The organism is Leucobacter fengyongliangi, from assembly GCF_052386045.1.
This window is the reverse complement of the sequence record NZ_CM126356.1, coordinates 1,795,113-1,820,326: the sequence shown is the minus strand read 5'-3', so window position 1 is coordinate 1,820,326 and position 25,214 is coordinate 1,795,113. Positions and strand designations below refer to the sequence as shown.

22 protein-coding genes and 1 tRNA gene are annotated in these 25,214 nt (G+C 63.3%); 17 read left to right on the top strand and 6 right to left on the bottom strand.

The window, feature by feature from the left end:
- Positions 1-175: 175 nt before the first annotated feature.
- Together ACTNFK_RS08690 and ACTNFK_RS08685 are read right to left on the bottom strand one after the other, a co-directional pair.
- Complete coding sequence (locus ACTNFK_RS08690; protein ID WP_435937327.1) at positions 176-2,095, bottom strand: thiamine pyrophosphate-binding protein; 1,920 nt, start codon at positions 2,093-2,095, stop codon at positions 176-178.
- A 210-nt stretch (positions 2,096-2,305) separates the two neighbouring features.
- Positions 2,306-3,124, bottom strand: a complete 819-nt coding sequence (locus ACTNFK_RS08685; protein WP_435937326.1) for an IclR family transcriptional regulator — start codon at positions 3,122-3,124, stop codon at positions 2,306-2,308.
- A gap of 71 nt (positions 3,125-3,195) precedes the next feature.
- Between ACTNFK_RS08685 and ACTNFK_RS08680 the strand changes: the two genes are divergently transcribed.
- The gene (locus ACTNFK_RS08680) at positions 3,196-3,699 is read left to right on the top strand and encodes a MarR family winged helix-turn-helix transcriptional regulator (protein ID WP_435937325.1); all 504 of its coding nucleotides are present in this window, start codon (positions 3,196-3,198) and stop codon (positions 3,697-3,699) included.
- On the opposite strand, the gene ACTNFK_RS08675 is transcribed toward ACTNFK_RS08680, so the two are convergent.
- The 4 genes from ACTNFK_RS08675 to ACTNFK_RS08660 all read right to left on the bottom strand — a co-directional run bounded on the left by ACTNFK_RS08675 (position 3,696) and on the right by ACTNFK_RS08660 (position 6,383).
- On the bottom strand, positions 3,696-4,502 hold the full coding sequence (locus ACTNFK_RS08675) for an inositol monophosphatase family protein (RefSeq protein WP_435937324.1): 807 nt from the start codon (positions 4,500-4,502) through the stop codon (positions 3,696-3,698). The genes ACTNFK_RS08680 and ACTNFK_RS08675 overlap by 4 nt on opposite strands.
- Positions 4,503-4,559: 57 nt before the next feature.
- Positions 4,560-4,635, bottom strand: a tRNA-Lys gene (locus ACTNFK_RS08670).
- Positions 4,636-4,708: 73 nt separating this feature from the next.
- Complete coding sequence (nhaA, locus tag ACTNFK_RS08665) at positions 4,709-5,986, bottom strand: Na+/H+ antiporter NhaA (protein ID WP_435937323.1); 1,278 nt, start codon at positions 5,984-5,986, stop codon at positions 4,709-4,711.
- Between the two features lie 133 nt (positions 5,987-6,119).
- Entirely contained in the window at positions 6,120-6,383 is a 264-nt protein-coding gene (locus ACTNFK_RS08660) for a hypothetical protein (protein WP_435937322.1), read from the bottom strand.
- Positions 6,384-6,498: 115 nt separating this feature from the next.
- Between ACTNFK_RS08660 and ACTNFK_RS08655 the strand changes: the two genes are divergently transcribed.
- From ACTNFK_RS08655 to ACTNFK_RS08580, 16 genes are all read left to right on the top strand, one after another.
- Positions 6,499-6,735, top strand: a complete 237-nt coding sequence (locus ACTNFK_RS08655; protein ID WP_433647052.1) for a hypothetical protein — start codon at positions 6,499-6,501, stop codon at positions 6,733-6,735.
- A 95-nt stretch (positions 6,736-6,830) separates the two neighbouring features.
- Positions 6,831-8,525, top strand: a complete 1,695-nt coding sequence (gene ilvD, locus ACTNFK_RS08650) for a dihydroxy-acid dehydratase (RefSeq protein WP_433647051.1) — start codon at positions 6,831-6,833, stop codon at positions 8,523-8,525.
- 100 nt (positions 8,526-8,625) lie between these two features.
- Positions 8,626-10,434: an acetolactate synthase large subunit gene (locus tag ACTNFK_RS08645; RefSeq protein WP_433647050.1), complete on the top strand. Its 1,809-nt coding sequence runs from the start codon at positions 8,626-8,628 to the stop codon at positions 10,432-10,434.
- 2 nt (positions 10,435-10,436) lie between these two features.
- Positions 10,437-10,946: an acetolactate synthase small subunit gene (gene ilvN, locus ACTNFK_RS08640; protein WP_433647049.1), complete on the top strand. Its 510-nt coding sequence runs from the start codon at positions 10,437-10,439 to the stop codon at positions 10,944-10,946.
- Between the two features lie 80 nt (positions 10,947-11,026).
- Entirely contained in the window at positions 11,027-12,043 is a 1,017-nt protein-coding gene (gene ilvC / locus ACTNFK_RS08635) for a ketol-acid reductoisomerase (protein ID WP_435937344.1), read from the top strand.
- A 298-nt stretch (positions 12,044-12,341) separates the two neighbouring features.
- Positions 12,342-12,851 carry a hypothetical protein gene (locus tag ACTNFK_RS08630; RefSeq protein WP_435937321.1) on the top strand — a complete coding sequence of 170 codons (510 nt, stop codon included), beginning with the start codon at positions 12,342-12,344 and terminating at the stop codon, positions 12,849-12,851.
- Positions 12,851-13,171, top strand: coding sequence for a hypothetical protein (locus ACTNFK_RS08625; protein WP_433647046.1), 321 nt, complete (start codon positions 12,851-12,853; stop codon positions 13,169-13,171). The genes ACTNFK_RS08630 and ACTNFK_RS08625 overlap by 1 nt, the downstream gene beginning before the upstream one ends.
- A gap of 100 nt (positions 13,172-13,271) precedes the next feature.
- Positions 13,272-14,864, top strand: coding sequence for a phosphoglycerate dehydrogenase (gene serA, locus ACTNFK_RS08620; RefSeq protein WP_435937320.1), 1,593 nt, complete (start codon positions 13,272-13,274; stop codon positions 14,862-14,864).
- Positions 14,865-15,047: 183 nt separating this feature from the next.
- Positions 15,048-15,908 (top strand): mycofactocin-coupled SDR family oxidoreductase, encoded by an 861-nt coding sequence (locus ACTNFK_RS08615; RefSeq protein ID WP_435937319.1) that lies wholly within the window; start codon positions 15,048-15,050, stop codon positions 15,906-15,908.
- Between the two features lie 74 nt (positions 15,909-15,982).
- Positions 15,983-16,816: a mycofactocin-coupled SDR family oxidoreductase gene (locus ACTNFK_RS08610; protein ID WP_435937318.1), complete on the top strand. Its 834-nt coding sequence runs from the start codon at positions 15,983-15,985 to the stop codon at positions 16,814-16,816.
- Positions 16,817-17,125: 309 nt separating this feature from the next.
- Positions 17,126-19,402 carry a polyribonucleotide nucleotidyltransferase gene (locus ACTNFK_RS08605; RefSeq protein ID WP_435937343.1) on the top strand — a complete coding sequence of 759 codons (2,277 nt, stop codon included), beginning with the start codon at positions 17,126-17,128 and terminating at the stop codon, positions 19,400-19,402.
- A gap of 299 nt (positions 19,403-19,701) precedes the next feature.
- Positions 19,702-21,075: a M16 family metallopeptidase gene (locus tag ACTNFK_RS08600; RefSeq protein ID WP_435937317.1), complete on the top strand. Its 1,374-nt coding sequence runs from the start codon at positions 19,702-19,704 to the stop codon at positions 21,073-21,075.
- 9 nt (positions 21,076-21,084) lie between these two features.
- Complete coding sequence (gene dapB, locus ACTNFK_RS08595) at positions 21,085-21,828, top strand: 4-hydroxy-tetrahydrodipicolinate reductase (RefSeq protein WP_433647041.1); 744 nt, start codon at positions 21,085-21,087, stop codon at positions 21,826-21,828.
- Positions 21,825-22,298, top strand: a complete 474-nt coding sequence (locus ACTNFK_RS08590; protein WP_435937316.1) for a tetratricopeptide repeat protein — start codon at positions 21,825-21,827, stop codon at positions 22,296-22,298. The genes dapB and ACTNFK_RS08590 overlap by 4 nt, the downstream gene beginning before the upstream one ends.
- A 150-nt stretch (positions 22,299-22,448) precedes the next feature.
- Complete coding sequence (locus tag ACTNFK_RS08585; protein ID WP_435937315.1) at positions 22,449-24,059, top strand: APC family permease; 1,611 nt, start codon at positions 22,449-22,451, stop codon at positions 24,057-24,059.
- A gap of 177 nt (positions 24,060-24,236) precedes the next feature.
- Positions 24,237-25,205, top strand: a complete 969-nt coding sequence (locus ACTNFK_RS08580) for a GGDEF domain-containing protein (protein WP_435937313.1) — start codon at positions 24,237-24,239, stop codon at positions 25,203-25,205.
- The last annotated feature ends 9 nt before the right edge of the window (positions 25,206-25,214 follow it).

The window sequence follows — 25,214 nt, the reverse complement described above, 5'->3', positions numbered from 1 at the left end:
CCACGTTCTTGAGGTTCTTGAGCTCCTTGAGCTTCTCGAGCTTTACCCTCGCGAGGGGTCAAATTCTGCGCTTCGGTTTCGACGAAGCCAACAGATTTTGACCCCTCGCGTTCGTGCAGGTGGCTCCAAGCCCCAAGCCCCCTCGCGCAGGCGTGGGGCCAGGGGGCCGGGGGAGTCACTTCACCCCGTTGACCTTCAGGATCTCGTGCTGGTACGGTGCGACGACCGACCTAGAGATGCGGCAATCTAGGAGAATCGTTCCCGTGCCGCCAGCGTCGCGCCACGCATCGAGTGCGGCGAGGTCGGACAGGCGATCCACCCGAACTCCAGTGGCGCCGAGAGCGCTCGCGAGGCCCGCGAAGTTCACCTCGGGAATGAGCATCGGCGCCTCGTCGAGCCCCATCCGGCCATACAGGTGCACCTCGGCACCATAGGCCCCGTCGTTCCACACCACGATGACGCAGCGCTGAGTGGTGCGGATCGCGGTCTCGAGATCGGCGAGTGACATCAGGCCGCCACCATCGCCGGTGGTCAGCACCACGGTGCTCTCGGGGCACGCGGCAGCCACCCCCGCCACGGTCGAAAGCCCGAGCCCGATGGTCTGATACGCGGTGCCGACCATGATCATGCGCTCAGGGGAAGCGACCGGCCAGAACATGTTTGCCCAGCCAATGAAGTGGCCGCCGTCGCTCGTTACGTGGCGGTCTTCAGGCAGCAACTCGGCCAGCCGAGCCGCGACCGCGCGTGGATCGAGCTTGCCGTCGGCAAGGAGGCCCTCGGCATCCCCCGAGCCGGTGTCGAGCGCGCGCAGCGCGCCACCGGCTTCAAGCCCGGCGACGCTCTCGCGCCACCCGCTGGGCGAGTTGCGTGCGTTCGCGAGGTGCGCGCTGAGCGTATCGAGGACTGTGCTCGCGTCACCGCGAAGGAACACGTGTGTGATCGGGTGGGTTGTGCGCGGGGGCGCGACCTGGTCGAGATCAACCCGTATCACCGTGGCACCCTCGCCGAGCAGATCGCCGAACCGCATGGTGAATTGATTCAGGCTCGCGCCGACCACCAGCACGACATCCGCTTCGGCAATTTTCGACATGGCACGGTCCTGGCCGAATCCGCCGGTGAGGCCAAGATCGTACTCGGGCCTGGGGAAGATGCCACGGGCAAGCGCGGTGCTCGCAGTCAGCGCGCCGAGCCTGTCGGCGATGGTGCCCAGTCGCGAGCCGGCCCCCGCGAGCCAGGCCCCGTGGCCGGCGAGGACGACGGGGCGCTTGGCCCCCGCGAGCGCGCCCACCGCAGTCTGCAGGTCTGCCGGGTCGATCGAGGTGAGTGAGGGCGAATCGGCAGCGGTGGAGCTGTCGGATCCCCAGGATTCGGCCGAAGCTGCCTCGGACGCGGCGGGCAGCGTTGCAGAAATGAGTGAGGCGATGACCTCGGGATCGTTGAGGTCGATCTCCTCGTCAGCCAGCGACGCAGCCGAATCTAAGGCGGGGGATGTGACCCCGTCGACGGAAATGCCCGCCACGACATCGCGCGTGACCGGCGACGCGACCAGGTCGTAGGGAATCCCGAGGATCACTGGCCGGCGGCCGCGGAGTGCGGCGGCGGCAGCGCGATCCACCATGTCACCTGGATTCTCGAGACTCAAGAGATACGACCGCACCCCAATGGCGGCGCCAAGCATCTCCTGATCGACGTCCCACGGTCGGGGACCGCTCGTGGGAGCGTCGCCGACTACGAACAGCAAGGGGGTGCGGGCCTGGGCAGCCTCGGCCAGCGCGGTCAACGCATTGGTAAAGCCGGCCCCGTAGGTCGTGGTGGCGATGGCAAGCTTGCCGGAAACGCGGGTGAACGCGTCGGCTGAAGCGACGGTCGCGGCTTCGTGTCGCACCTCGGTCAGTGGGATGCCGTACGCCCCGAGCGCGTCAATGAGGTGGGCATTGCCATTCCCCATCAGTCCGAACGCGTGGTGCGCGTGCCGAGCGAGCGCGGCAGCGAGTGCCTGTGTCAGCGTGGGACGTGGGACTTGGGGCGCATCGGGGGTCTGCGCAGGCGGCAGTGGCAGCGAGGGGTGCGAAGATACGGTGGATGAAGCAGACATGACGGTTCCTTGGAGAGACGTGGGTACGGGATTCCGTGTATGTCTCGCCGAGATCGGCAGCAGCGCCCCTTTTTCGAGCGCCTTCCCGGCCGTGCGCCGCGAGAGCGGGCCGGTCTGGACCTCCAGAGTCTAACGCCTCGGGATGCCCTCCCGCCAGTGAAATACCGGTGACGGTATATGCGGGAGGAGGAAATAGAGGCTCTGGAGGTGCTACCTCGGGTCGCGGGCGATGCGATCGGCTGCGGCCAGCATGTGCGCAACGAGCGTTTCTAGCTCGCGATGCATCCCGATTTGCACGATCGCGAGAGCCGCCGGTGGCTCGCCCTCGACCCGCAAGGGCACGGCAAGGCCGGTCAACCCAGGAATCACCTCGTTCTCGCTGAGTGCATAGCCGCGTGCTTGGGTTTCCAGCGCCGCTTCGGTGAGGGGGGCACCCCGGAACGCAGCGCGATGCTCGCGGGGCGTGAGCGATGCCTCGATGGCGTGCCCCGTCGCGCCGTAGAGCGCAGAGTGCCTGGCACCCGGTCGTTGCGTGACCGAGGCATGGCTGTGTGCCGGTTCGACACTAATCAGTGTGATGACCTGATCGTCATCGAGCACCGCAATAAAAGCGGTGACACCAAACATGTTCGCGATCTCGGTGATCTCAGGCAACGCCGTTTCGTTCAGTCGCGGAGCGGCTCCGCGAGCCAGGGTAACCAGGCGGGGGCCGAGGCGGATCTGCCCGGCCTCGTCACGCAGCACCAACCGGTGATCTTCGAGCGTGCGCAGAATGCGGTACGCACTCGAACGGTGCACCCCCAGTGCCTCTGCAAGTTCGGCAATGGTCATCGGTGCACCAGTTTCGGAAAGCACCTCGAGTGCGCGAAGGCCGCGGTCGAGGGTCTGTGATCCCGCGGTGGGCGCGGCAACTGCGGGTGTCGACATCATGCGTCTATTCTGGCGGAGCCGAGTCGGGATGCCGAACCGCCGAGCCGTGATCCACTCGTTCAGCGGCGCAAGAGCGGAGCTGCTCGGGGTGTTAGACACGTGTCGGATACCCTGGGATGGCTGAAGCAGCGCGAGCGCGCCGAAAGCGTACCGAGAGCAAGAGGTTGAAAGTGACACAGGCAGTCGACAACACGCCAGACTCTGAGACACGGTGGCTCGACCCCGCAGAGCGTGAAATGTGGATGCGGCTCGTCGGCCTCACCATTCTGCTGCCGGGTGCGGTCGAGGCGCAGCTCAAGCGCGACGCGGGTATTTCCTTCTTTGAGTATCACGTGCTTGCCATGCTGTCTGAGGCGGAGAATCGCACGCGGTTGATGAGCGACCTCGCGCATTGGGCGAACTCGTCGCTGTCGCGGCTCTCGCATGTGGTGACCCGGCTCGAAAAGCAGGGGTGGGTGCGCAGAGAAGCCTGCCCGACAGACGGGCGCGCGACGAACGCGGTGCTCACTGATGAAGGTCTTGCGCACCTCGCGCTGCACGCGCCCGCGCACGTGAGCGAGGTGCGGCGGCTTGTGTTTGATCAGCTCGCCGAGGGTGACGTGGCATCGCTGTCTGCGGGGCTGGGTCGCATTCTTGAGGGGATCGATCCCGATCGAAGGCGCGCCGAGAGCTAGGCCTGGCGAGCGGCCTCGACCACGCGCACTGTGGCATCGTGCAGGAGTCCGTTCGTGGCAAGCGAGCTGCCGCCCCACACGCTGCTGGATCCGCAAATATCGGTGAACGTGCCGCCGGCCTCACGCACGATAGGTGCGAGTGCGGCCAGGTCGTAGGGCTTGACGTCGAACTCGGCGACGATGTCGACGAGCCCCTCTGCAAGTGCCATATAGGCCCACATGTCGCCGTAGGCGCGATCGCGCCACACCGCTCGGCTGAGTGCAATCAGTGGATCGAGGTAGCCTGCCTGATCCCATTGCTCGATGCTCTGGAAGCTGAGCGAGGCATCTTCGAGTCGCTCCACGCCCGAGACGCGTAGGCGTCGCGGATCAGCACCGGCCTGGAGGCCCCACGCCCCGGTGCCGGTCTCTGCCCACCATCGTGCGCCGAGTGCCGGAGCGCTGACGACACCGACGCTCACTTCGCCGTCTTCTTCAAGCGCAATCAACGTGCCCCAGTTGGGCACGCCGCGGAGAAAATTTGAGGTGCCGTCGATCGGGTCCACGATCCAGCGGCGCTCGCCACGGTCTGTTCGGCCTGACTCCTCGCCGAGGAAGCCGTCGTTCGGGCGCTCAGATTCGATGAGAGTGCGAATCGCGCGCTCTACCGCGGTATCTGCGTCAGTGACGAAAGTGCGGTCGGGCTTTGTGTCGACGCGCAGATCGGCGGATCGGAAGCGGGGGAGTGAGATGCCGTCTGCAAGGTCGGCGAGTGCCAGGGCGAATGCAAGGTCAGCGGACTGGGCTGGGGGCTGCTCGGTCATGTTCTACTCCTGCCGGTTCTACGGCGAAACCCCCACCGTAATGGTGGGGGTTTCGTGTGGTGCGCCCCCCGGGACTTGAACCCGGAACCCGCTGATTAAGAGTCAGCTGCTCTGCCAATTGAGCTAGAGGCGCGTTCCGCTGCGTGGGCAACAGAAATACACTAGCACGTGGCTGGATGGAACAAAAATCCGCGTGATTCCGCCACTCAATCGAGCTGAGTTGCCCGAGCCCTGGGCTTCCTGACGAGGAGAGCGGCTGCCACCGCCGCCGCGATGAGCGATGCCACCATGACCGCGAGACGCGCGGTGTCCGCGTCAGCTGGGTCAGTGAAACTGAGATCCGCAATCAGCAGTGACACTGTGAAGCCGATGCCGCCGAGTGCGGCAACGCCAATGACCTCTCGCCAGCTCGCCTCGCCGCCGAGCTCGGCCCTGGTGAAGCGCAGAATCGCCCACGTGGTGGCGCTGATGCCCACGGTCTTGCCAATGACGAGCCCGGCGATGATCCCGAACGCGATCGGATCGAATGGGAACCGGTTCTCGCCACCGACGGCAACCCCAGCAGCAAAGAAGGCGAATACCGGCACGGCGAAGCCGCTGGAGAGAGGTCCGAAGCGATACCCGAACAGGTGCGCAAGGTCGAGCGATTCGCGGGAGTTCTCGTGATCAGTGTCAGCCACCCGTGGTGCGCCCTTCTGGGGCTTTGAGACTACTGGCACGGTGAACGCCAGCACTACACCCGCGATGGTTGCGTGTACCCCTGATTCGTGCACCAGCGCCCAGACCACAATTCCCAGCGGAAGCAAGATTGCCCACGCTGCCCATCGGTGATCTGCAAACCAGACGGCGAATCGGCGCGCCAAGAACGCGTACAGTGCGAGCGGGACCAGCGCGAGGGCGAGGTAGGCGAACTGCACACCGCTCGTGTAGAAGATCGCGATGATCGAGATTGCAATGAGATCGTCTACGACAGCGAGCGTCAGGAGAAAAATGCGCAGGGCGGTGGGGATGCGTGGCGCGATCAGACCGAGAATCGCGACAGCGAAGGCGATGTCAGTGGCGGCCGGAATCGCCCATCCGTGCGCGGCTTCGGTGCCGAAGGTGAATGCGAGATAAATCAACGCGGGCAGGGCGACCCCACCAAACGCTGCCGCGACCGGCACAATCGCGGTCGTGAACTTACTGAGCGCCCCAGTCACGAACTCACGTTTGAGTTCAAGTCCCACCATAAAGAAGAAGACTGCGAGCAATCCGTCCGCGGCCCAGGTGCCGAGCGAGAGATTCAGGTTCAGTGACTCGGGCCCGATGCGGAAGTCGCGCAGATCCATGTATGCGCCAGCTAGGGGGCTATTCGCTGCGAGAAAACCGAGGAGCGCCGCGGCCATCACCGCGATGCCGCTGGCGAACTCATTGCGTAAGATCCGGGTGACGCGGGCGGCCTCGCGGCGACTCACCTTCGCCAGGGAAAGGCGGGTATGGGGCATAGAGAAAAACCTCCGGGGTCAACAAATGCGAACTGCCGACCAGGCTTCCCGGCTCACCGGGACCTAGCCTACCGTTCGCGACCGGAGTCCTAGTGCAGTGCCCCCAAACATCTCAAACAGGAGGTGACTCTTGTCAGGCGGATGTCCGTCGCTTGCGCCGGGCCTTGGCCGCAGCCTTCTCTTCTCGCGCGGAAAGGTGCAGCGACTCGGCATACTCCTCGTCTTGCTGCTGCTTCGCGGCACTCGCGATGGCGAGGGCAAGGCCCGCTGCCCACACGCCCCAGATGAGGAACCGTCGCCAGTCCCTCGGCATCTGCTGGGCCTGTTTTGCCGCGCCAAAAGCGCTGAAAACTGACCCCAGCACACCCGCATTGGTCAGGTACTTGCCGATTGACATGAAGCCTCCTTCGCGTTCGGCACCAGACTAGCGCGTGCCGTCCGGGCGAGCGCCACACGAACGGCCGGTGCGCTAGGCTGGCTGTCAGTATCAAACCGCATAGAGGAGGACCACTGTGGCGAAGAACGAGGCGCTGTTCGAGGAAAGCTCGCAGGGTGCAGTGAGCGCGGTCACCGCGTTCGTATTCGTCGTGTCCTTGGTTCTCGCCTTTGGCGGAATCTATCTGGCAAGCTTCGCGTTCGACTCAGGGATCACTGAGATGGCGGGAATGTGGTTGTTCGGCGGTGGGCTCATCGCCAGCGTTGTCGGTTTCATGCTCCCCTTCACGTTCCTGGGTGCCACGGGTAAGTAGCTCCCACGGATTTCGGCTGAACGTCTGCCACCTCAGCACGTGCAGCGTTTCTGGGTATGCGCTCGAGTCCTCCGGGCGGCGCTAGACTGGGAACCATGTCTGAGATCGATATGAAGCCGCGCAGCCGCGACGTCACCGACGGAATTGAAAAGGCCGCTGCCCGGGGTATGCTCCGCGCAGTGGGCATGGGGGACGAGGACTGGGCGAAGCCGCAGATCGGCATCGCCAGTTCCTGGAACGAGATCACTCCTTGCAACCTGAGCCTCGATCGTCTCGCGCAGGGTGCCAAAGAGGGTGTGCATTCGGGAGGCGGATACCCGCTCGAATTTGGCACCATATCCGTTTCCGACGGTATCTCCATGGGCCATGAGGGGATGCACTTCTCGCTCGTCTCGCGTGAGGTCATCGCCGATTCGGTCGAGACCGTCATGATGGCCGAGCGCCTCGACGGTACCGTGCTCCTCGCGGGGTGTGATAAGTCACTTCCCGGCATGCTGATGGCTGCCGCGCGACTCGACCTCGCAGCTGTCTTCCTCTACGCCGGCTCGATCGCTCCGGGCTGGGTCAAGCTCACTGACGGTACGGAGAAGGAAGTCACGATCATTGACGCCTTCGAGGCGGTTGGTGCGTGCAAGGCCGGCACGATGAGCGAGGAAGATCTTAAGCGCATCGAGTGTGCGATCGCCCCGGGCGAGGGTGCGTGTGGTGGAATGTACACCGCCAACACCATGGCCTCGATTGCTGAGGCGCTCGGAATGAGTCTTCCGGGCTCTGCGGCACCCCCCAGTGCCGATCGTCGACGTGATTACTATGCACACCGGTCTGGCGAGGCGGTCGTGAACATGCTGCGTCTGGGTATCACTGCCCGCGACGTGCTCACCATGAAGGCCTTCGAAAATGCCATCACACTGCTCATGGCACTGGGTGGCTCAACGAACGCGGTGCTGCACCTGCTCGCAATTGCTCGTGAGGCTGAGGTCGACCTCACCCTCGCAGACTTCAACCGCATCGGCGCGAAGGTTCCGCACCTCGCTGATATGAAGCCGTTCGGCAAGTACGTCATGGCAGATGTGGATCGGCACGGCGGCATCCCCGTCGTCCTGAAGGCGCTGCTTGATGCTGGGCTGCTCCACGGCGATGTGATGACCGTCACCGGCAAGACGATGGCAGAGAACCTTGCGGCGCTGAACCCCGATCCGCTTGACGGCGACGTGATCCACCACCTTGACAACCCGATTCACGCGACCGGCGGGCTCACCATTCTGCACGGCACCCTCGCGCCTGAGGGCGCTGTGGTGAAGACCGCTGGCTTCGATGCGGAAGTATTTGAGGGCCCGGCGCGCGTGTACGAGCGCGAGCGCGGTGCGATGGATGCGCTGACCGAGGGCAAGATCGGTAAGGGCGACATCTTGGTCATTCGCTACGAGGGTCCGAAGGGTGGCCCGGGCATGCGTGAGATGCTCGCGATCACCGGTGCCATCAAGGGGGCAGGCCTGGGTAAAGATGTATTACTATTGACCGATGGACGATTCTCAGGCGGCACAACCGGCCTGTGTATTGGACATATAGCGCCTGAGGCATCGGACGGTGGTCCGGTAGCACTGGTGCGCGACGGTGACCTGATACGGGTTGATATCGCCGCACAGACGCTCGATCTCTTGGTAGACCCCGCCGAGCTCGAGGCCCGCAGAGCAGCCTGGGCCCCACTTCCCCCGCGTTACACGCGAGGTGTACTGGCGAAGTACGCGAAGCTCGTCCATTCCGCCTCAGAGGGCGCGATCACCGGGTAGCTTCAGTCGCGGTGTCACCCGTGTAGGGGCATTTCCGCGCGGATCATGCGTACTGCCGTGCGCATGACACATCCCAGCCACTGTCAACAGAAAGTGTGAAATGAACTCGGATACGAGTGCCATACCCACCCAGACGCGTGCCGATTCCGGCGTGAAGGGCGAACGCATGAGCGGTGCAGCCGCCGTCGTTCGTAGCCTTGAGCTGCTCGGTATTCGCGATGTCTTTGGTCTTCCGGGCGGCGCGATCTTGCCGGTCTACGATCCGTTGATGGACGCAAAAGACCTTCGTCACATCCTCGTCCGTCACGAGCAGGGTGCTGGCCACGCTGCTGAAGGCTATGCCTCGGCATCGGGTAAGGTCGGCGTGTGTATTGCCACCTCCGGCCCGGGGGCAACCAACCTCGTGACCGCGATCGCTGATGCGTACATGGACTCGGTTCCTCTGCTTGCGATCACCGGTCAGGTCTTTTCGACTCTGATGGGTACTGATGCCTTCCAGGAGGCTGACATCGTCGGCATCACGATGCCGATCACCAAGCATTCCTTCCTGGTGCGCAAGGCCGAAGATATTCCAGCTGCCCTGGCGGCCGCGTATCAGGTTGCCACGACCGGTCGGCCCGGCCCGGTGCTCGTTGATATCACCAAAGACGCGCAACAGGCCGAGCTTGACTTCGTCTGGGACCCGCGGGTTGACCTGCCGGGGTATCGCCCGATCACCAAGGCCAACAGCAAGCAGATTCAGGCCGCTGCCGAACTCATCGCGACAGCCGAACGCCCAGTGTTCTATGTGGGTGGGGGCGTGATCCGCGCGAAAGCATCGGACGAGCTCTTGCAGCTCGCCGAGTTGGTCGGTGCACCGGTCGTGACGACGCTCATGGCGCGCGGTGCCTTCCCTGATTCGCACCCGCAACATCTCGGCATGCCAGGAATGCACGGCACGGTTCCCGCGGTGCTGGCATTACAGGAGTCCGACCTGCTGATCACGCTCGGCGCGCGGTTTGACGATCGCGTTACGGGCAAGGCTGAACTCTTCGCGCCCGATGCCAAGGTCATTCACGCTGACATCGACCCGGCTGAGATCGGGAAGATCCGCGCCGCGGATGTGCCCATCGTGGGCGATGCCGCGGAGGTCATTTCTGATCTCATCGCCGCCGTGTCCTCGATCAAGCGGGATCGTGACTTTGCTGACCTCAGTGCCTGGTGGGAGAGGCTCAATGTGCTCCTCGCCGAGTACCCGCTGGGCTTTCAAGCACCTTCAGACGGTTTGCTGTCACCGCAGCACGTGATTCAGCGAATCGGTGAACTCACCGGGCCCGAGGGTGTCTACGCCGCTGGTGTGGGTCAGCACCAAATGTGGGCTGCCCAGTTCATCAAGTACGAGCGTCCCAACTCTTGGCTCAACTCGGGTGGCGCCGGCACCATGGGGTATTCGGTACCAGCGGCCATGGGCGCCAAGGTTGCAGAGCCCGATCGTGTGGTGTGGGCGATCGATGGGGACGGCTGCTTCCAGATGACCAACCAGGAACTCGCAACCTGCGTGATCAATGACATCCCCATCAAGGTCGCCGTGATCAACAACTCATCGTTGGGTATGGTGCGACAGTGGCAGACGCTGTTCTACGACAAGCGCTACTCGAACACCGAGCTGAACACCGGCCACGGCAGCAGCCGCGTGCCCGACTTCGTGAAGCTCGGCGAGGCCTACGGATGCCTCGCGATTCGCGTCGAGCGCGAAGATCAGGTCGACGACGCGATCAAGCTCGCGCTCGAGACCAACGATCGACCGGTGGTCATCGATTTCGTCGTCAGTTCTGACTCCATGGTCTGGCCCATGGTGCCGCAGGGGCTGTCGAACAGTGAAGTGCAGTACGCGCTGGAACACCGGCCGTCGTTTGATGGAGATGATTGATCATGAGCCGCCACGTTCTGAGCCTCCTCGTGGAGGACAAGCCCGGCCTGCTGACCCGTGTCGCAGGTCTCTTCGCCCGCCGTGGGTTCAACATCTCGTCTCTCGCTGTTGGGCCGACCGAGCTCCAGGGGCTCTCGCGCATCACCGTCGTCATTGACGAGGAAGACTTGCCGATCGAGCAGGTGACGAAGCAGCTCAACAAGCTCGTCAACGTCATCAAGATCGTCGAGCTCGAAGAGTCGCAGTCGGTGCAGCGCGAGCACATGCTGATCAAGGTGCGGGTGGATCACCAGACTCGTTCCCACGTGCTCGAAGCAGTGAACCTGTTCCGCGCCCGCGTGGTCGATGTCGTCACCGACGCCCTCGTCATTGAGGTGACCGGCGACACCGGCAAGATCCAGGCCTTCCTGCGTGTGCTCGAGCCCTACGGCATCAAGGAGATCGCACAGTCCGGACTCATTGCGGTAGGGCGTGGATCGAAGTCCATCACCGAGCGCGTCTTCAAGAGCTAACACCCACCTGGACTCGGCCCAAAGGGCCGCGATCCACCAACGAACCAACAACAATCAAAAGGAGGCCACTCGTGGCTGAGATGTACTACGACGGCGATGCCGATCTGTCGATCATTCAGGGCAAGAAGGTGGCCATCGTGGGCTACGGCTCGCAGGGCCACGCCCACGCGATGAACCTGCGCGACTCGGGCGTGCAGGTTGTTATTGCCCTGAAGGACGGCTCGAAGTCGATCCAGAAGGCCACCGAGGCTGGCTTCGACGTGAAGAGTGTTTCAGATGCCGCCGAGTGGGCTGACCTCATCATGATCCTCGCGCCGGATCAGTACCAGCGCACGATCTACTCCGAGTCGATCAAGCAGCACCTCACCCCGGGCAAGACCCTCGCGTTTGCGCACGGCTTCAACATCCGCTTTGGGTACATCGAGGCACCCGAGGGTGTCGACGTGATCCTCATCGCGCCGAAGGCTCCCGGGCACACCGTGCGCCGCGAGTTTGTCGCGGGCCGCGGTATCCCCGACATTATTGCCGTCGAGCAGGACGCTTCGGGTAGCGCGTGGGAGACCGCAAAGTCGTACGCGAAGGCGATCGGCGGCACCCGCGCCGGTGTCATCAAGACCACGTTCACCGAAGAGACCGAGACCGACCTGTTCGGTGAGCAGGCAGTGCTCTGTGGCGGCGTTTCGCAGCTCGTGCAGTACGGTTTCGAGACCCTGACCGAGGCCGGCTACCAGCCGGAAATTGCGTACTTCGAGGTGCTGCACGAGCTGAAGCTCATCGTTGACCTCATGTGGGAGGGCGGCATCGCCAAGCAGCGCTGGTCGGTCTCCGACACCGCCGAGTACGGCGACTACGTGTCGGGCCCCCGCGTGGTGGATCCCCGCGTCAAGGAGAACATGCAGGGCGTGCTCGCCGACATCCAGTCGGGTGCGTTCGCGAAGCGCTTCATTGACGATCAGGACAACGGCGGCAAGGAGTTCCTCGAACTCCGCGCCAAGGCAGAAAAGCACCCGATCGAGGTCACCGGCCGCGAACTGCGTGGTCTCTTCGCCTGGAAGCAGGAAGACGAGGATTACGTCGACGGCAGCGCTGCGCGCTGACGACGACGTAATCCAAAGGGCTGCACCGTTTTCTGCGGATCGTGCGCGATCCGCAGGCGTCGACGGCAGCGCTGCGCGCTGACCTACGCGCTGACGACCAGTAACGAAACGCCCCGGGCTTGCCTCGGGGCGTTTCGTTATTTTTTGGGCGGCTTGGTCGGTGCCGCACCCTTCGCTCGGACATTCGACCTGATTCGGACAGGTGCAGACGATTAGCTCCTGGATCACGCGGATCTCCGAGGCAGTGGAGAGTGAGTCCATCCAGGAGCCCTCAGGTGTGCCTCGGTAGGCTTGCAGTATGCGAAAGAAGGCAGACCGTGAGCCCCGCGAGAGCAGCTTGGCGAGCGGGTGGACGGTCGAAGCGGATCCCTCGGCAGCGCCCCAGGCGGAACGAAACGTACCCCAGGGTGTCCCCGGTGGTGCACAAGAAGTTCCACTGAGTATCGAAAATGAGGGATCAGGCGAGTCATCCATCCAGGGAGCGGCATCGACCGTGCAATTGTCGAACGGTGGGCTCGTGCTCCTTGGTGTGGTCGGCGGGCTGTACCTGCTCTACACCTGGGTGTGGTTCAGTTGGGCCAATTATTACTCCCAGATGAATTCGGCGGTGGCTGAGGGTAGCGGTGCGATCGGTGCGGTGTTGCAGCAGGCCGTGTTCTGGGCCGCCCCATTCGCGCCTGCTCTATGGTTCATCGCTGCATACCTTCTATGTCGCGCTTCCCGCACGTGGAACCTAGCCCTGTGGCTCCTGATCGGCGCGGTCGTCTTGCTCCCGCTTCCGGCGCTCGTGACCGTAGGAGGTTCTTGATGGCTGGCAGACTGGCAACATGGGGCATCGGCGGTCTGGTGACGCTGCTGTACGTCTACCTCGTCGTCGCTGGTATCGGTAATCTGCTCGGCTTGACCGAGATGTCTTCGCTACTCGGACTCTCACTCACTGGCGCCGGATGGTTCTGGGTGTGCTTTGGCATCGCGTTACCGGCAGTGGGATTCGCGGGGGCATTGTTGATCTCGCGCGGCAGATCCGGTGCGCTGCGCGTGCTGGTGCTAGCAACGGGGTTGGCCGTTGTGGCGGCCGTGCAACTTGAAGTGCTGCACCTGGTACCGCAGTCGAGCTTCTTCGCCTAGATTGCGCGGGGAGTGCTCAGCTGACGGTAACGGTCGGTAGAATGGGGTCGTGGCTCGATCCGCGAGTTCACGTTGCCGTCGACCTCGAAGGAACCGCCCGTTGCCTGCGCCAGTCGTACTGATCGCCGAAGAACTCTCACCCGCCACCATCGCCGCGCTCGGCCCCGACTTTGAAGTCGTGAATGTTGACGGCACCGATCGCGATGCCCTGCGCTCGGCGCTGGCCAACGCCGATGCCGTACTCGTGCGCTCCGCGACTCAGATTGACGCGGAGGCGCTCAGTTGGGCGCCGAAGCTCAAAGTCGTCGCCCGCGCTGGTGTGGGCCTCGACAACGTCGACATCAAATCGGCCACCCAGGCTGGTGTCATGGTGGTCAACGCGCCCACCTCGAACATCATTAGTGCGGCCGAACTGACGGTCGCCCATATTCTTGGTCTTGCCCGCCATTTGCAGCGTGCACATGCGTCGCTCTCGGCCGGTCAGTGGAAGCGTTCATCATTCACCGGAATTGAACTCTTTGAAAAGACCATCGGCATCATTGGGCTCGGGCGGATCGGGGCCCTCGTGGCTGAGCGTCTCCGCGGCTTCGGCGTGGAACTGATTGCGTTTGATCCCTACGTCACCGCGGCTCGCGCGCAGCAGCTCGGCGTGCAACTGGTTGAGCTGGACGAGCTCGTCGAGCGTGCCGACTTCTTGACGATCCACATGCCGCGCACGCCCGAAACGCTCGGCATGATCGGCGAGGCGCAGCTCAAAGCCATGAAGCCAACCGCCTTTGTCGTCAACGTGGCACGCGGCGGCCTTATTGACGAGGCCGCTCTCGCTCAGGCACTCGAGGCCGGCGAGATCGCGGGTGCCGCGCTCGACGTGTTCGTGCAGGAGCCCCCGGCAGATGCCTCGCTGACCGGTCTTGACCGCGTCAGCGTTACGCCGCACCTGGGTGCATCGACCGAGGAAGCTCAGGAGAAGGCTGGCGTCTCGGTCGCGAAGTCGGTGCGTCTTGCTCTCGCGGGTGAATTGGTGCCTGACGCCGTAAACGTTGCTGGCGGTTCGATCAACGAGTACGTCAAGCCCGGGCTTCCGCTGACCGAGAAGCTCGGCCAGATCTTCGCCGCACTTGCCGCCGGTCCGATCACCTCGCTTGACGTGGAGGTGCACGGCGAACTCGCCGAGCACAACGTCGAGGTGTTGCGCTTGGCCGCGCTGAAGGGGCTCTTCACGCAGGTTGTGAGTGACCCGGTGTCGTACGTGAATGCGCCACTGTTGGCCGAGCAGCGCGACCTTGAGGTGCGCTTCAGTGTTGACGCGAACAGCGAGAGCTACCGAAATGTCATCACTCTGCGTGGAAGCCAGGCAGACGGCACTCAGATCTCGGTCTCAGGCACGCTGACCGGCCCGAAGCAGGTCGAAAAGATCGTCGAGATCAACGGATACGAGCTCGAACTGCCGATCTCCGAGCACCTCATCGTGTTTAGCTACACCGACCGACCGGGCATCGTTGCCACCTACGGCAGTCTCCTCGGCGAAGCTGGCGTGAACATCGCCGGCCTGCAGATCGCGCGCGATGATAAGAAGGGCACTGCTCTGTCGGTGCTTTCTGTGGACGCGCCAGTGCCCGCCGAGCTTGTCTCCGAGCTCGGTGACGCTATTGGCGTGGATGTGCTGCGCGCCATCGACCTGATCGTCGACTAACGTCGGGCGATCCGCCCGCACTTCCGAGAGCCCCGCACGCGAGTGTGGGGCTCTCGGTATTTCTCCACGCCTCTTCCCTTCGGCACTGAGTGCCATTATGGTGGGCCATGGAGGGGCATCGACGGCGATGCCGCAACTCCGGAGGAGCCTCCGACGAATCTCAACGAAGAGAGGAACGGGCACATGGGTCTGCTTGACGGAAAAGTTGTCATGGTCACCGGTGGATCGCGAGGGCAGGGGAGAGCTCACGCAGTCACGAGTGCGAGAGAAGGTGCGGATGTCATCATCATTGACACACTCGATCAAATCTCGACGGTCGCCTACCCGATGGCGAAACAAGAAGATTTTGATGAAACGGTGCGGCAGGTCGAGGCTCTCGACCGCCGCATCGTTGCTGTTGTGGGGGACGTGCGGAAGCAGGCAGATCTCGACCACGCGGTGTCTGAGGGCCTCGCGCAGTTCGGCAAGATCGACGCACTGATTGCAAACGCCGGCATCTTTTCTCTCGCACCTGCACACGAACTCTCCGACGAGGCGTGGGACGACATGATCGCGGTCAACCTCACTGGGGTGTGGAAATCAGCCAAGGCCGTGCTGCCGCACATGATGGAGCGAGGCAGCGGATCCATTGTCATGACCTCCTCGATCAATGGTTTGGAACCCGGTGCGCAGTACGTGCACTATTGCGCGTCGAAGTTTGGTGTCGTCGGAGTGATGAAGACGCTCGCGCTCGAATATGCCCGCCACGGCATCCGAGTGAATTCGGTGCATCCCGGCGCGATCCTCACCCCGATGACCAGCTGGCAAGGGGCCTGGGACATGATGTCGGGCAAGCCTGCTGGCACGGGTACCGAGGCCGACATGCTCGAAGCCGGGTACTCGTTCCACGCGCTGAAGGGTGCCGGGTTCCTGGCACCCGAGCGGATTGCCGATGCGGCCCTGTGGTTGAACTCGGAGTTGGCCTCGGCAGTCACCGGGATCTCGGTGCCGGTTGACGCGGGCCACCTGTTGCAGCCGGGCTATAACCCTGACCCAGTGAAGTAGCGCCGATCCACCATCTGAGAAAACTCGTCTCGAGACTGATCTCAATCGAACGAAGCAGGTAAGGAGCAGGAATCATGGGAAGACTTGAGGGAAAGGTCGCCTTCATTACTGGCGGAGCCCGAGGCCAGGGTCGCTCGCACGCCGTGCGACTCGCGCAAGAGGGTGCCGACATCATCGTGATCGATGCCTGTGAACCGCAGCCAAATGTGCCGTCGCCGCCAGCAACGGAAGCGGATCTCGCCGAGACGGTGCGCCAGGTCGAGGAACTGGACCGTCGGATTGTGGCGCGAGTCGCCGACGTGCGCGTGCAGGAGCAGCTTGACGCGGCGGTGGCAGACGGAATTGCACAGTTCGGCCGACTCGATGTTGTGTCGGCGAACGCGGGCATTGCGATGACCCCCGCGCTCGCACACATGATGACCGACGAAGAGTTCATGGACATGCAAGATGTGAACCTCGCGGGTGTGTGGCGCACCGCGAAGGCGGCGATTCCGCAAATGATCGAAGCGGGGAATGGCGGGTCGATCGTGCTCACGAGCTCAGAAGCTGGTCTGAAGGGGTACGCGCACGCGGCATCGTACGTTTCCGCAAAGCACGGCGTTGTCGGTCTCATGCGCACACTCGCGATGGAGCTTGCGCCTCACATGATCCGGGTGAATAGCATCCACCCGACGCAGGTCGACACCCCCATGATCATGAACGAGACGATCATGAAACTGTTTCGGCCCGACATCGAAAACCCGACCAAGGAAGATTTTGCGGAGGCATCACAGCACACGAACCTGCTGCCGATTCCCTGGGTCGAGGCCGTTGACATTTCGAATGCGCTGCTGTTTCTCGCCTCAGATGAAGCGCGGTACATCACCGGGGTCACGCTCCCCGTCGACGCGGGGTGCTTTCTGAAGTAACGCCGATTGTCTGTGGTGGCCCAGGTTTGCACAGGCGCGATCCGGGGCCACCGCATTTCCCGTGTTTCCGCGGAATACCAGGGGCCCGGTGGTAGTCTGTGAATGTGGGTCAATACCCACGTCATCGATGAATCGAGCACGCCGGCTGGCGGGCTGGTCTTCGGTGGTGGATCCCTCTCGATCTCGGCGTTCGCGCCGCGCGAGCCAGTTGGCCGCATGCGGGGGTGGTTTTCTACTGTTGATCAGCGCCCGTGGTCGCACGCAGCGCTTCGGGCTGTCCGCCGCGTGCTCAGACACAAAGGAGTTCCCGTGGAGGGTCCTGAAATTAAGTTCGCCGAGGCCGTGCTCGATAACGGCAAGTTCGGCACCCGCACCATTCGCTTCGAGACCGGCCGCCTCGCGCAGCAGGCGCAGGGCGCAGTAGCCGCGTACCTCGACGAAGAGACCATGCTCTTGAGCGCCACGAGCGCGTCAAAGCACCCGAAGGAGCACTTCGACTTCTTCCCCCTCACCGTTGACGTAGAAGAGCGCTCCTACGCCGCCGGCAAGATCCCCGGTTCGTTCTTCCGTCGCGAGGGGCGGCCCTCGACCGAGGCGATCCTCGTATGCCGCCTCATCGACCGCCCGCTGCGCCCGTCGTTCGTCGACGGCCTCCGCAACGAGGTGCAGATCGTGATCACCGTGTTGTCGATTGCCCCGGGCGAGTTCTATGACGCACTGGCTATCAACGCGGCCTCGGCATCGACCCAGATTTCGGGTCTCCCCTTCTCGGGCCCGATCGCTGGCGTGCGCCTCGCGCTCATCGGCGACCAGTGGGTTGCCTTCCCGAACGTTGAGCAGCTGCAGAACGCCGTCTTCGACCTCACCGTCGCAGGCCGCCTCGTGACTGACGCGAACGGCAACGAAGATGTCGCGATCATGATGGTCGAGGCTGAGGCCACCGAGGGAAGCTGGAACCTGATCAAGGCCGGCGCCACGAAGCCCGACGAGGCCGTGGTTGCCCAGGGCCTTGAGGCAGCAAAGCCCTTCCTGGCCAAGCTTGCCAAGGCTCAGTCCGAGCTCGCGGCTCAGTCGGCCAAGGAGGTGCAGAACTACCCAGTATTCCTGCCCTACTCTGATGAGGTTTACGCGGCTGTGGCCGCTGAGGCTGAGGCTGAGCTCGCTAGCATCTACCAGATCGCAGACAAGGTCGCCCGTCAGGAAGCAGATGACGCGCTGAAGTCCCGCGTGAAGGAGACCATTTCGGCGAAGGTTGCTGCGGGCGAACTGCCCGCAGATGCTGAGAACCAGGTTTCCGGCGCGTACAAGTCGGTCACGAAGAAGATTGTTCGCGGTCGCATCCTCACCGAGGGCGCTCGTATCGACGGCCGTGGGCTGCGCGACATCCGCGCGCTCGACGCAGAGGTGCAGGTCATCCCGCGCGTGCACGGTTCGGCGATCTTCCAGCGCGGTGAGACCCAGATCATGGGCGTCACCACGCTGAACATGCTGAAGATGGAGCAGCAGATTGACTCGCTGGCGCCGGTCACTAGCAAGCGTTACATGCACCACTACAACTTCCCGCCGTACTCGACCGGTGAGACCGGCCGCGTGGGAAGCCCGAAGCGTCGCGAGATCGGGCACGGCTTCCTCGCCGAGCGCGCACTCGTGCCGGTGCTGCCCGCCCGAGATGAGTTCCCCTACGCTATCCGTCAGGTTAGCGAGGCGCTCAGCTCGAACGGCTCGACCTCGATGGGTTCCGTGTGCGCGTCGACACTGTCGCTCCTGAACGCCGGTGTGCCGCTGCGCGCCGCAGTAGCTGGCATCGCGATGGGCCTCGTCAGCGACGTGGTCAATGGTGAGACTCGCTACGCGACGCTCACCGACATCCTTGGTGCCGAAGATGCGCTCGGCGACATGGACTTCAAGGTCGCTGGTACCTCCGAGTTCGTCACCGCGCTGCAGCTCGACACCAAGCTTGATGGCATCCCCAGCGACGTGCTCGCTGGCGCGTTGTCGCAGGCGAAGGAGGCTCGCACCACGATCCTCGGTGTCATGGGTCAGGCCATCGACGCACCCGACGAGATGGCTCCGACCGCTCCGCGCGTGATCACGGTCAACATCCCGGTCGACAAGATCGGCGAGCTGATCGGCCCGAAGGGCAAGACGATCAACGGCATTCAGGATCAGACTGGTGCCGACATCTCGATCGACGACGACGGTACCGTGTACATTGGTGCGGTCGACGGTCCGTCGGCTGAGGCTGCGCGCGCGCAGGTCAACGCCATCGCGAACCCGCAGAACCCCGAGGTGGGCGAGCAGTACCTGGGTACCGTCGTGAAGACGGCTGCGTTCGGTGCGTTCGTGTCGTTGCTTCCGGGCAAGGACGGCCTGCTGCACATCAGCGAGGTGCGCAAGCTCGCCGGTGGCAAGCGCATCGATTCGGTTGACGACGTGCTCTCGATCGGTCAGAAGATCCTCGTGAAGATCACGAAGGTTGACGATCGTGGCAAGCTCTCACTCGAGCCAGTTGTCGAGGAGGCCGCCGCTGAGACGGCTGACGTCATCGAGTCGGTCGAGGCTACTGAGGCTCCCTCCGCCGAGTAATTATTGGTGGATCAACGATGCCCCGGGCGCCTCGGCGCCCGGGGCATCGTTGTGCTCGGGAACCTTGTTCGGGAATCTCGCCACCTCAACTTCCACCTCCACCACCCTCGCGAGGGCGCTAGTGGCTGCTTCCCTCTGCGGCAAGCAGCCACTAGCGCCCGACCTGGCGGATGAGGTGGGTTGAGGTGGGATGAGGTGGGATGAGGTGAGTGGATTTGGGAAGGGGACGAGATGAGAGCCGGCGAGAGAGTGACCGGGGGTACAAAGAAGGCGAACCTCGCACGGGTAGGGTTGAGGGCGTGTCTGAACCCGTGATCTTCCCCCTTGACCTGCCCGAACTCACTGCCGATCTCGAGGGGGGGCTTCTCCGCCGCACGGTGCACCCGAGTGGCCTGCGCATCCTCACCGAACGCATGCCGAGCGCTCGCAGTGCCACGGTTGGTTTCTGGGTCGGCGTAGGTTCGCGAGACGAGCAGGCCGATCGGGGCGATGCCCCGGGCAGCCTGGGATCCACCCATTTTCTTGAGCACCTGCTGTTCAAGGGCACGCCCACGCGCGACGCATACGAAATCGCGACAAGTTTTGACCGCATCGGAGCGGAGAACAACGCGCTCACCGCGAAGGAATACACCTGCTACTACGCCAAGGTGCGCGACGCCGATCTGGAGGGCGCAGTCGGCGTGCTCGCCGACATGGTGGTGAGTTCGGTGATTGACGAGGCCGAGTTCGAAAACGAGCGCGAGGTGATCCTCGAGGAACTTGCGATGGCCTCGGACGATCTGGCAGACGTGGCGAACGAGCGTTTCTTTGAGGCGGTACTTGGCGCACATCCGTTGGGCCGGCCGATCGGCGGACACCCCGAGACCATCCGCGCGGCCCGACGCGACGACGTGATGGCGCACTACCTCACCCAGTACGACCCGTCGACGCTCGTGGTGACTGCAGCAGGAGGCGTCGATCACGACCGCCTTGTCGAGTGGGTGATACGTGCGCTCGAAGCCGCAGATTCGTCTCGCTGGAGCCTCGATGTGGATCGCGCGCCGGCGCGGCGCGCCCAGGCCACTGGCGACACCGCCGAAGCGGCGAAGACATCAGGCACCCAGGTGCTCCTCACCGAGCGGCCCTCGGAACAGATCAACCTCATGATTGGCACAGAGGGTCTGCGCTCGAACGATCCGCGCCGCTTCGCCTTTGGCATTATGAATTCGGTGCTGGGTGGCGGTATGTCGAGCAGGCTCTTCCAGGAGATTCGTGAGAAGCGTGGACTCGCCTACACGGCCTATTCGTTCGGGGCCAGCTACTCTGACGCGGGCGTGTTCGGCATGTACGTCGGGTCGGCTCCGCAGAAGGCCTCCGAGGTCATCGAACTCGCGACCGCGGAACTGCGCAAGGTTGCAGCATCGGGCATCACCCCTGAAGAGCACGAGCGGGCGCTCGGGCAGATCGCTGGTTCCTCCGCGCTGGCGCTCGAAGATTCCGACACCCGCATGGGTAGGCTGGCGCGTGCCGAGCTGGGCACGGGGGAGTTCTTCAATCTCGACACCTCCCTCGAACGGTTTTCCGCGGTGACCGCCGACGACATCAGGGAGGTCGCGGCACTGCTTGCAGCGCGGCCTCAGACCGTTGTCGCAGTGGGCGATGCTTCCCGCTCGACACTCGTCGCGAGCGAGTAGCCTGGAGCCATGTCAGTACACGTAGCCGTCAGCGGCGCCAGAGGGCGACTGGGGTCGCTCGTGTGTGAGGTTATCGAGTCGCACCCCGCTTTTGCGCTTGGAGCGCAGCTGAGTAGCGCCTCAGGGCCCGACTCGGGCGCGGAGGATGCGGTTCTCTTTGATGTCAGTCACCCAGACGCTTCTCCCGAGATCGTTGAGCGCGGCCTGCGCCGCGGCCAGCGAGTCATCGTTGGCACCAGCGGCTGGTCTGCGGAGCGGCTGGATCGCCTCCAGTCCGTTGTCAAAGAGGTCCCGGGAAGCGCAGTTCTCGTCGTGCCGAACTTCTCGCTCGGCTCGGTGATTGGCACGGTGCTGGCTCAAGTTGCAGCCCCCTATTTCCACTCTGTCGAGATCGTTGAGGCACACCACCCGGCAAAGGTCGATTCGCCCTCGGGTACCGCGGTGCGCACCGCCGAACTCATTGCCGAGGCGCGCGGAGGCGAACCCATCGATGCCCCGAACGCAGAGCAAGCAGCCCGCGGGCAGGTGATCGCGGGGGTTCCCGTGCACAGCCTACGACTGGCGGGTGTGATTGCCCGCCAAGAGGTGCGTTTCGGGGGTGCGGGCGAGGTGCTCACACTCACTCACGACACCCACTCGAACGATGCCTATCGTGCGGGCATCCGTGCTGCGCTTGAGTCGATTGTCGACCTTCATGGACTCGTGGTCGGGCTCGAGAAGGTGCTGGGCATCGCAGCGGATCCGCGCGCATGAGCGCGCGCGCCCGGGCCCTCACTGGGGTCATCGTGATGGCGGCCCTGCTCGTCCTCTACTTCGTGTTTGCGGGAATGCGTGCGGTCGCGCTACTCAGTTCCGGCACTCCGGTCGCCGTCATCATGGGGGTGGCGCTTCTCGTTTTACCACTGATTGGTGCCTGGGCGCTCGTGCGCGAGGTGCTCTTTGGGTGGCGATCCACACAGCTGGTCGATCGGCTCGATGCCGACGGTCGCTTCCCCGATGACCTTGGTGATACAGGTCCGACTGGCAAGCCTAACCGGGACAACGCCGACAGCGTATTCCCGAGATACCGGGAAGAAGCGGAAGCCTCCCCGGGTGATTGGCGTGCCTGGATGCGGCTGGGGCTTGTCTACGATGCCTGCGGCGACCGAAAGCGTGCCAGAGGGGCGATACGACAAGCAATACGGCTGGAACGCGACGGTATCGGTGGAGAAATCGCGCACTGATTAGGGAAATGCACCGATTTGTGCTTAGACTCAGCGGTGCGCCGAGGGCTGGGGTGGTATCGCCCTTGAACTCCGTAGACGGCGTCCACACAGAGGTGATCGGGGCGACAGCCCTCCCGACCGGGGTCTCGACCCCAAAGAAAGCCTGGTATGTCTGAGAACGCAACAGCGAGCCCTCCAACGCGGGCCCTCGATTCCGTCAGCGGCATCAGCCGCAAAGGACTGCCGCAGGGCACCGTTGGTGTCTTCGGCGCGGTCATCATCGGCTTATCGGTGTGCGCACCTGCCTACACCCTGACCGCCTCAGTCGGGCCCGCTGCGCAGGAGGTCGGCTGGCAAATGCCCGCCATCTTCCTCGCCGGCTTCATTCCGATGCTCCTCGTTGCGCTGGGGTATCGTGCGCTAAATGACCGCATGCCCGATTCGGGCACGTCCTTCACCTGGGGCACGCGCGCCTTCGGCCCGTGGATCGGTTGGATGGCTGGCTGGGGCCTCATTGCGGCGACGGTACTCGTGCTTTCGAACCTCGCGGGCGTTGCGGTTGATTTCCTCTTTGAATCACTCGACATTCTCATGAATGGCGGCGGCGAGGTCGCAAATCTCGCGAGCGTCGTGTGGATCAATATCATCGTGTGCCTCGCGTTCATGGCGATGGCGACGTTCATCTCTTACCGGGGCATGACCTCGACAAAGATCTTCCAGTACATCACCGTGTTCTTTCAGCTGGGTGTCATGGCGTGGTTCATCCTTGCGATGTTCTTCTTCGCAGAGCCGAACCCTGACAGCGGTGTGCGCAACATGCCCGAGTTGTCGTGGTTCAATCCCTTTGCGGTTGATAGCTTCGGCGCATTCTCGGCGGGCCTGGCAGTCTCGATCTTCGTCTACTGGGGCTGGGACACCGTGCTGACTCTCGGCGAGGAGACCAAGGCCTCGAAGGGTCGCATGTCGACCGAGGGTAAGGCCTCGATGATCCTGGTCGCGATTCTGCTCGTGATGTATGTAGGCACGGCGACTGCCACACTAGTGTGGGCTGGCACGGGCGATGGCGAGTTTGGCCTCGGAAACACCGACATCGCTGAGAACGTGTTTGCGGCGATCGCGCACCCAGTCATGGGTCCGCTCGCGATTTTCCTGACACTCGGAATCTTGTTGAGTGCGGTTTCCTCCATTAACACGACCGCCATCTCCCCGGCACGCACATTGCTCGCGATGTCGCACTACGGTGCGTTGCCCGCATCAATGAAGAAGATCCACCCGAAGTACAAGTCGCCGTACGTGGCTCTGCTGTGGTCGTCGGTCGTCGCCTCGGTGTTCTACGCGGTGATGCGTTTCCTCAGCGAAGACGTTCTCTGGGATACCATCACGGCACTTGGCATGATGGTCTGCTTCTACTACGGCATTACGGCGCTCTCCAGCACCTGGTACTTCCGTAAGACCGCAGCGAAGCTCGGCTGGCGATTTTTCACCACTGCCTTCCTCCTGCCTGGTTTGGGTGGAATCTTCCTGCTCATCACCTTCGTGACCACGACGATCGACAGCTTCGATCCGGCCTTCGGATCCGGGAGTAACATCGCCGGGCTCGGTCTAGTAGGTATCCTCGGCGTGGTTGTGCTGCTGATCGGCGTGGTGATCATGCTGGCATGGTCACGCAAGTCGCCGGCGTTCTTCCGCGGTGAGGTGCTGCGAGTGGGCGACGACAGCACCGATCCCCGGAGTCTCGAACTGTTCGACGACCACATTGAGTCTCACGAGCGACGCTAGTCGCGATTAGCGGTGGATCAACACCCCTGGGGCCCCGCCTCAGGGGTGTTGTCTTGCCCTGGATGTCACCAGATCTCGCGGACTTCTTCCAGGTGGTTCATGGTTAAAGCATAGGATGCGTTGATTGTCTGTGTCCGCCGGTACGTTAGATGCAGATGCACGGCCCATGGGGGAGCCATGAAGAAGTTGATTGCCAGGCAGTCGGACCTGTCGCTCGCGACCGGGGTATTTTTCTTGGCTGGAGCGGCGTTTTCCTATCTCACGTTCACGGTGTTTTGGGTCGAGACCCCACCTCGGAATCCGATTTTGCTCGCCGGCGGAGGCATCGCTCTGGCGATCGCCATCGGGGTGTTCGTGAGGGGTTCGCGGTTCACCCTGGTGACAGCAGCTGTGCTGATTTCGCTGACCGCAGGCGTTCTGCTGCTCCTCGTAGTCACCTCACTCACCGAGATTCGCGCGTTGAACTCCGGCGTACTGTTCCTTACGCTCTTCATCTACGCCATTTGGTTCATGCCTCGTTGGCTAGCGAGAGTGCTCGGGTATACCTGGTTGAGTCTCTACACGATCATCGTAGGGATCCATTACGAAGGAGAGATTGGCCTCGCGCTTGCCACGCTGGTTGTGACAACCACCGTAATTGGCGAACTGATCGGGCGCTTCAAGGATGGAATTGAAGCCGCCACGCTCACCGATCCGCTGTGTGGCGTGTGGAATCGTCGCGGTTTTCAGCTGGTGCTTGATCGCGCAGTTGCCGGCGCGGCGCGCACGGGGGAACCCGTCTCGATGCTGTTCATTGATCTAGACGGGTTCAAGGCGATCAATGACACGCGGGGCCATGCAGACGGCGACCGGGTACTCGTGAGCTTTGCACGGTCTCTTGAGGAACACACCAGGCCTCAGGACACTCTGGCGCGCATTGGCGGCGACGAGTTTGCGCTGCTGCTCCCAGGAACTGACCGTGACGAGGCACACCGCATGGGCCTGCGTTTGCGCGATCAGGTGACAGCGATCGGCTGGTCACTGGGCGCGGCGGAACTTGACGCTGGCGAGACGCCGCAGGCCCTTATCGCGCGAGCCGATGAGTTGATGCTGCAGGACAAGCGGCTGCGCAAGTCGGCTCGTGCCAATGTGAGTGACCCAGCATGAGCGGGGCCG

What these genes read in the sequence shown, in the direction of transcription:
- ACTNFK_RS08690 (WP_435937327.1), bottom strand. Translation starts at nt 2,095, where the DNA reads ATGTCTGCTTCATCCACCGTATCTTCGCACCCCTCGCTGCCACTGCCG.
- ACTNFK_RS08675 (WP_435937324.1), bottom strand. Translation starts at nt 4,502, where the DNA reads ATGACCGAGCAGCCCCCAGCCCAGTCCGCTGACCTTGCATTCGCCCTG.
- nhaA (WP_435937323.1), bottom strand. Translation starts at nt 5,986, where the DNA reads ATGCCCCATACCCGCCTTTCCCTGGCGAAGGTGAGTCGCCGCGAGGCC.
- ACTNFK_RS08660 (WP_435937322.1), bottom strand. Translation starts at nt 6,383, where the DNA reads ATGTCAATCGGCAAGTACCTGACCAATGCGGGTGTGCTGGGGTCAGTT.
- ilvD (WP_433647051.1), top strand. Translation starts at nt 6,831, where the DNA reads ATGTCTGAGATCGATATGAAGCCGCGCAGCCGCGACGTCACCGACGGA.
- ACTNFK_RS08645 (WP_433647050.1), top strand. Translation starts at nt 8,626, where the DNA reads ATGAACTCGGATACGAGTGCCATACCCACCCAGACGCGTGCCGATTCC.
- ilvN (WP_433647049.1), top strand. Translation starts at nt 10,437, where the DNA reads ATGAGCCGCCACGTTCTGAGCCTCCTCGTGGAGGACAAGCCCGGCCTG.
- ilvC (WP_435937344.1), top strand. Translation starts at nt 11,027, where the DNA reads ATGTACTACGACGGCGATGCCGATCTGTCGATCATTCAGGGCAAGAAG.
- ACTNFK_RS08630 (WP_435937321.1), top strand. Translation starts at nt 12,342, where the DNA reads ATGCGAAAGAAGGCAGACCGTGAGCCCCGCGAGAGCAGCTTGGCGAGC.
- ACTNFK_RS08625 (WP_433647046.1), top strand. Translation starts at nt 12,851, where the DNA reads ATGGCTGGCAGACTGGCAACATGGGGCATCGGCGGTCTGGTGACGCTG.
- ACTNFK_RS08615 (WP_435937319.1), top strand. Translation starts at nt 15,048, where the DNA reads ATGGGTCTGCTTGACGGAAAAGTTGTCATGGTCACCGGTGGATCGCGA.
- ACTNFK_RS08610 (WP_435937318.1), top strand. Translation starts at nt 15,983, where the DNA reads ATGGGAAGACTTGAGGGAAAGGTCGCCTTCATTACTGGCGGAGCCCGA.
- dapB (WP_433647041.1), top strand. Translation starts at nt 21,085, where the DNA reads ATGTCAGTACACGTAGCCGTCAGCGGCGCCAGAGGGCGACTGGGGTCG.
- ACTNFK_RS08590 (WP_435937316.1), top strand. Translation starts at nt 21,825, where the DNA reads ATGAGCGCGCGCGCCCGGGCCCTCACTGGGGTCATCGTGATGGCGGCC.
- ACTNFK_RS08585 (WP_435937315.1), top strand. Translation starts at nt 22,449, where the DNA reads ATGTCTGAGAACGCAACAGCGAGCCCTCCAACGCGGGCCCTCGATTCC.
- ACTNFK_RS08580 (WP_435937313.1), top strand. Translation starts at nt 24,237, where the DNA reads ATGAAGAAGTTGATTGCCAGGCAGTCGGACCTGTCGCTCGCGACCGGG.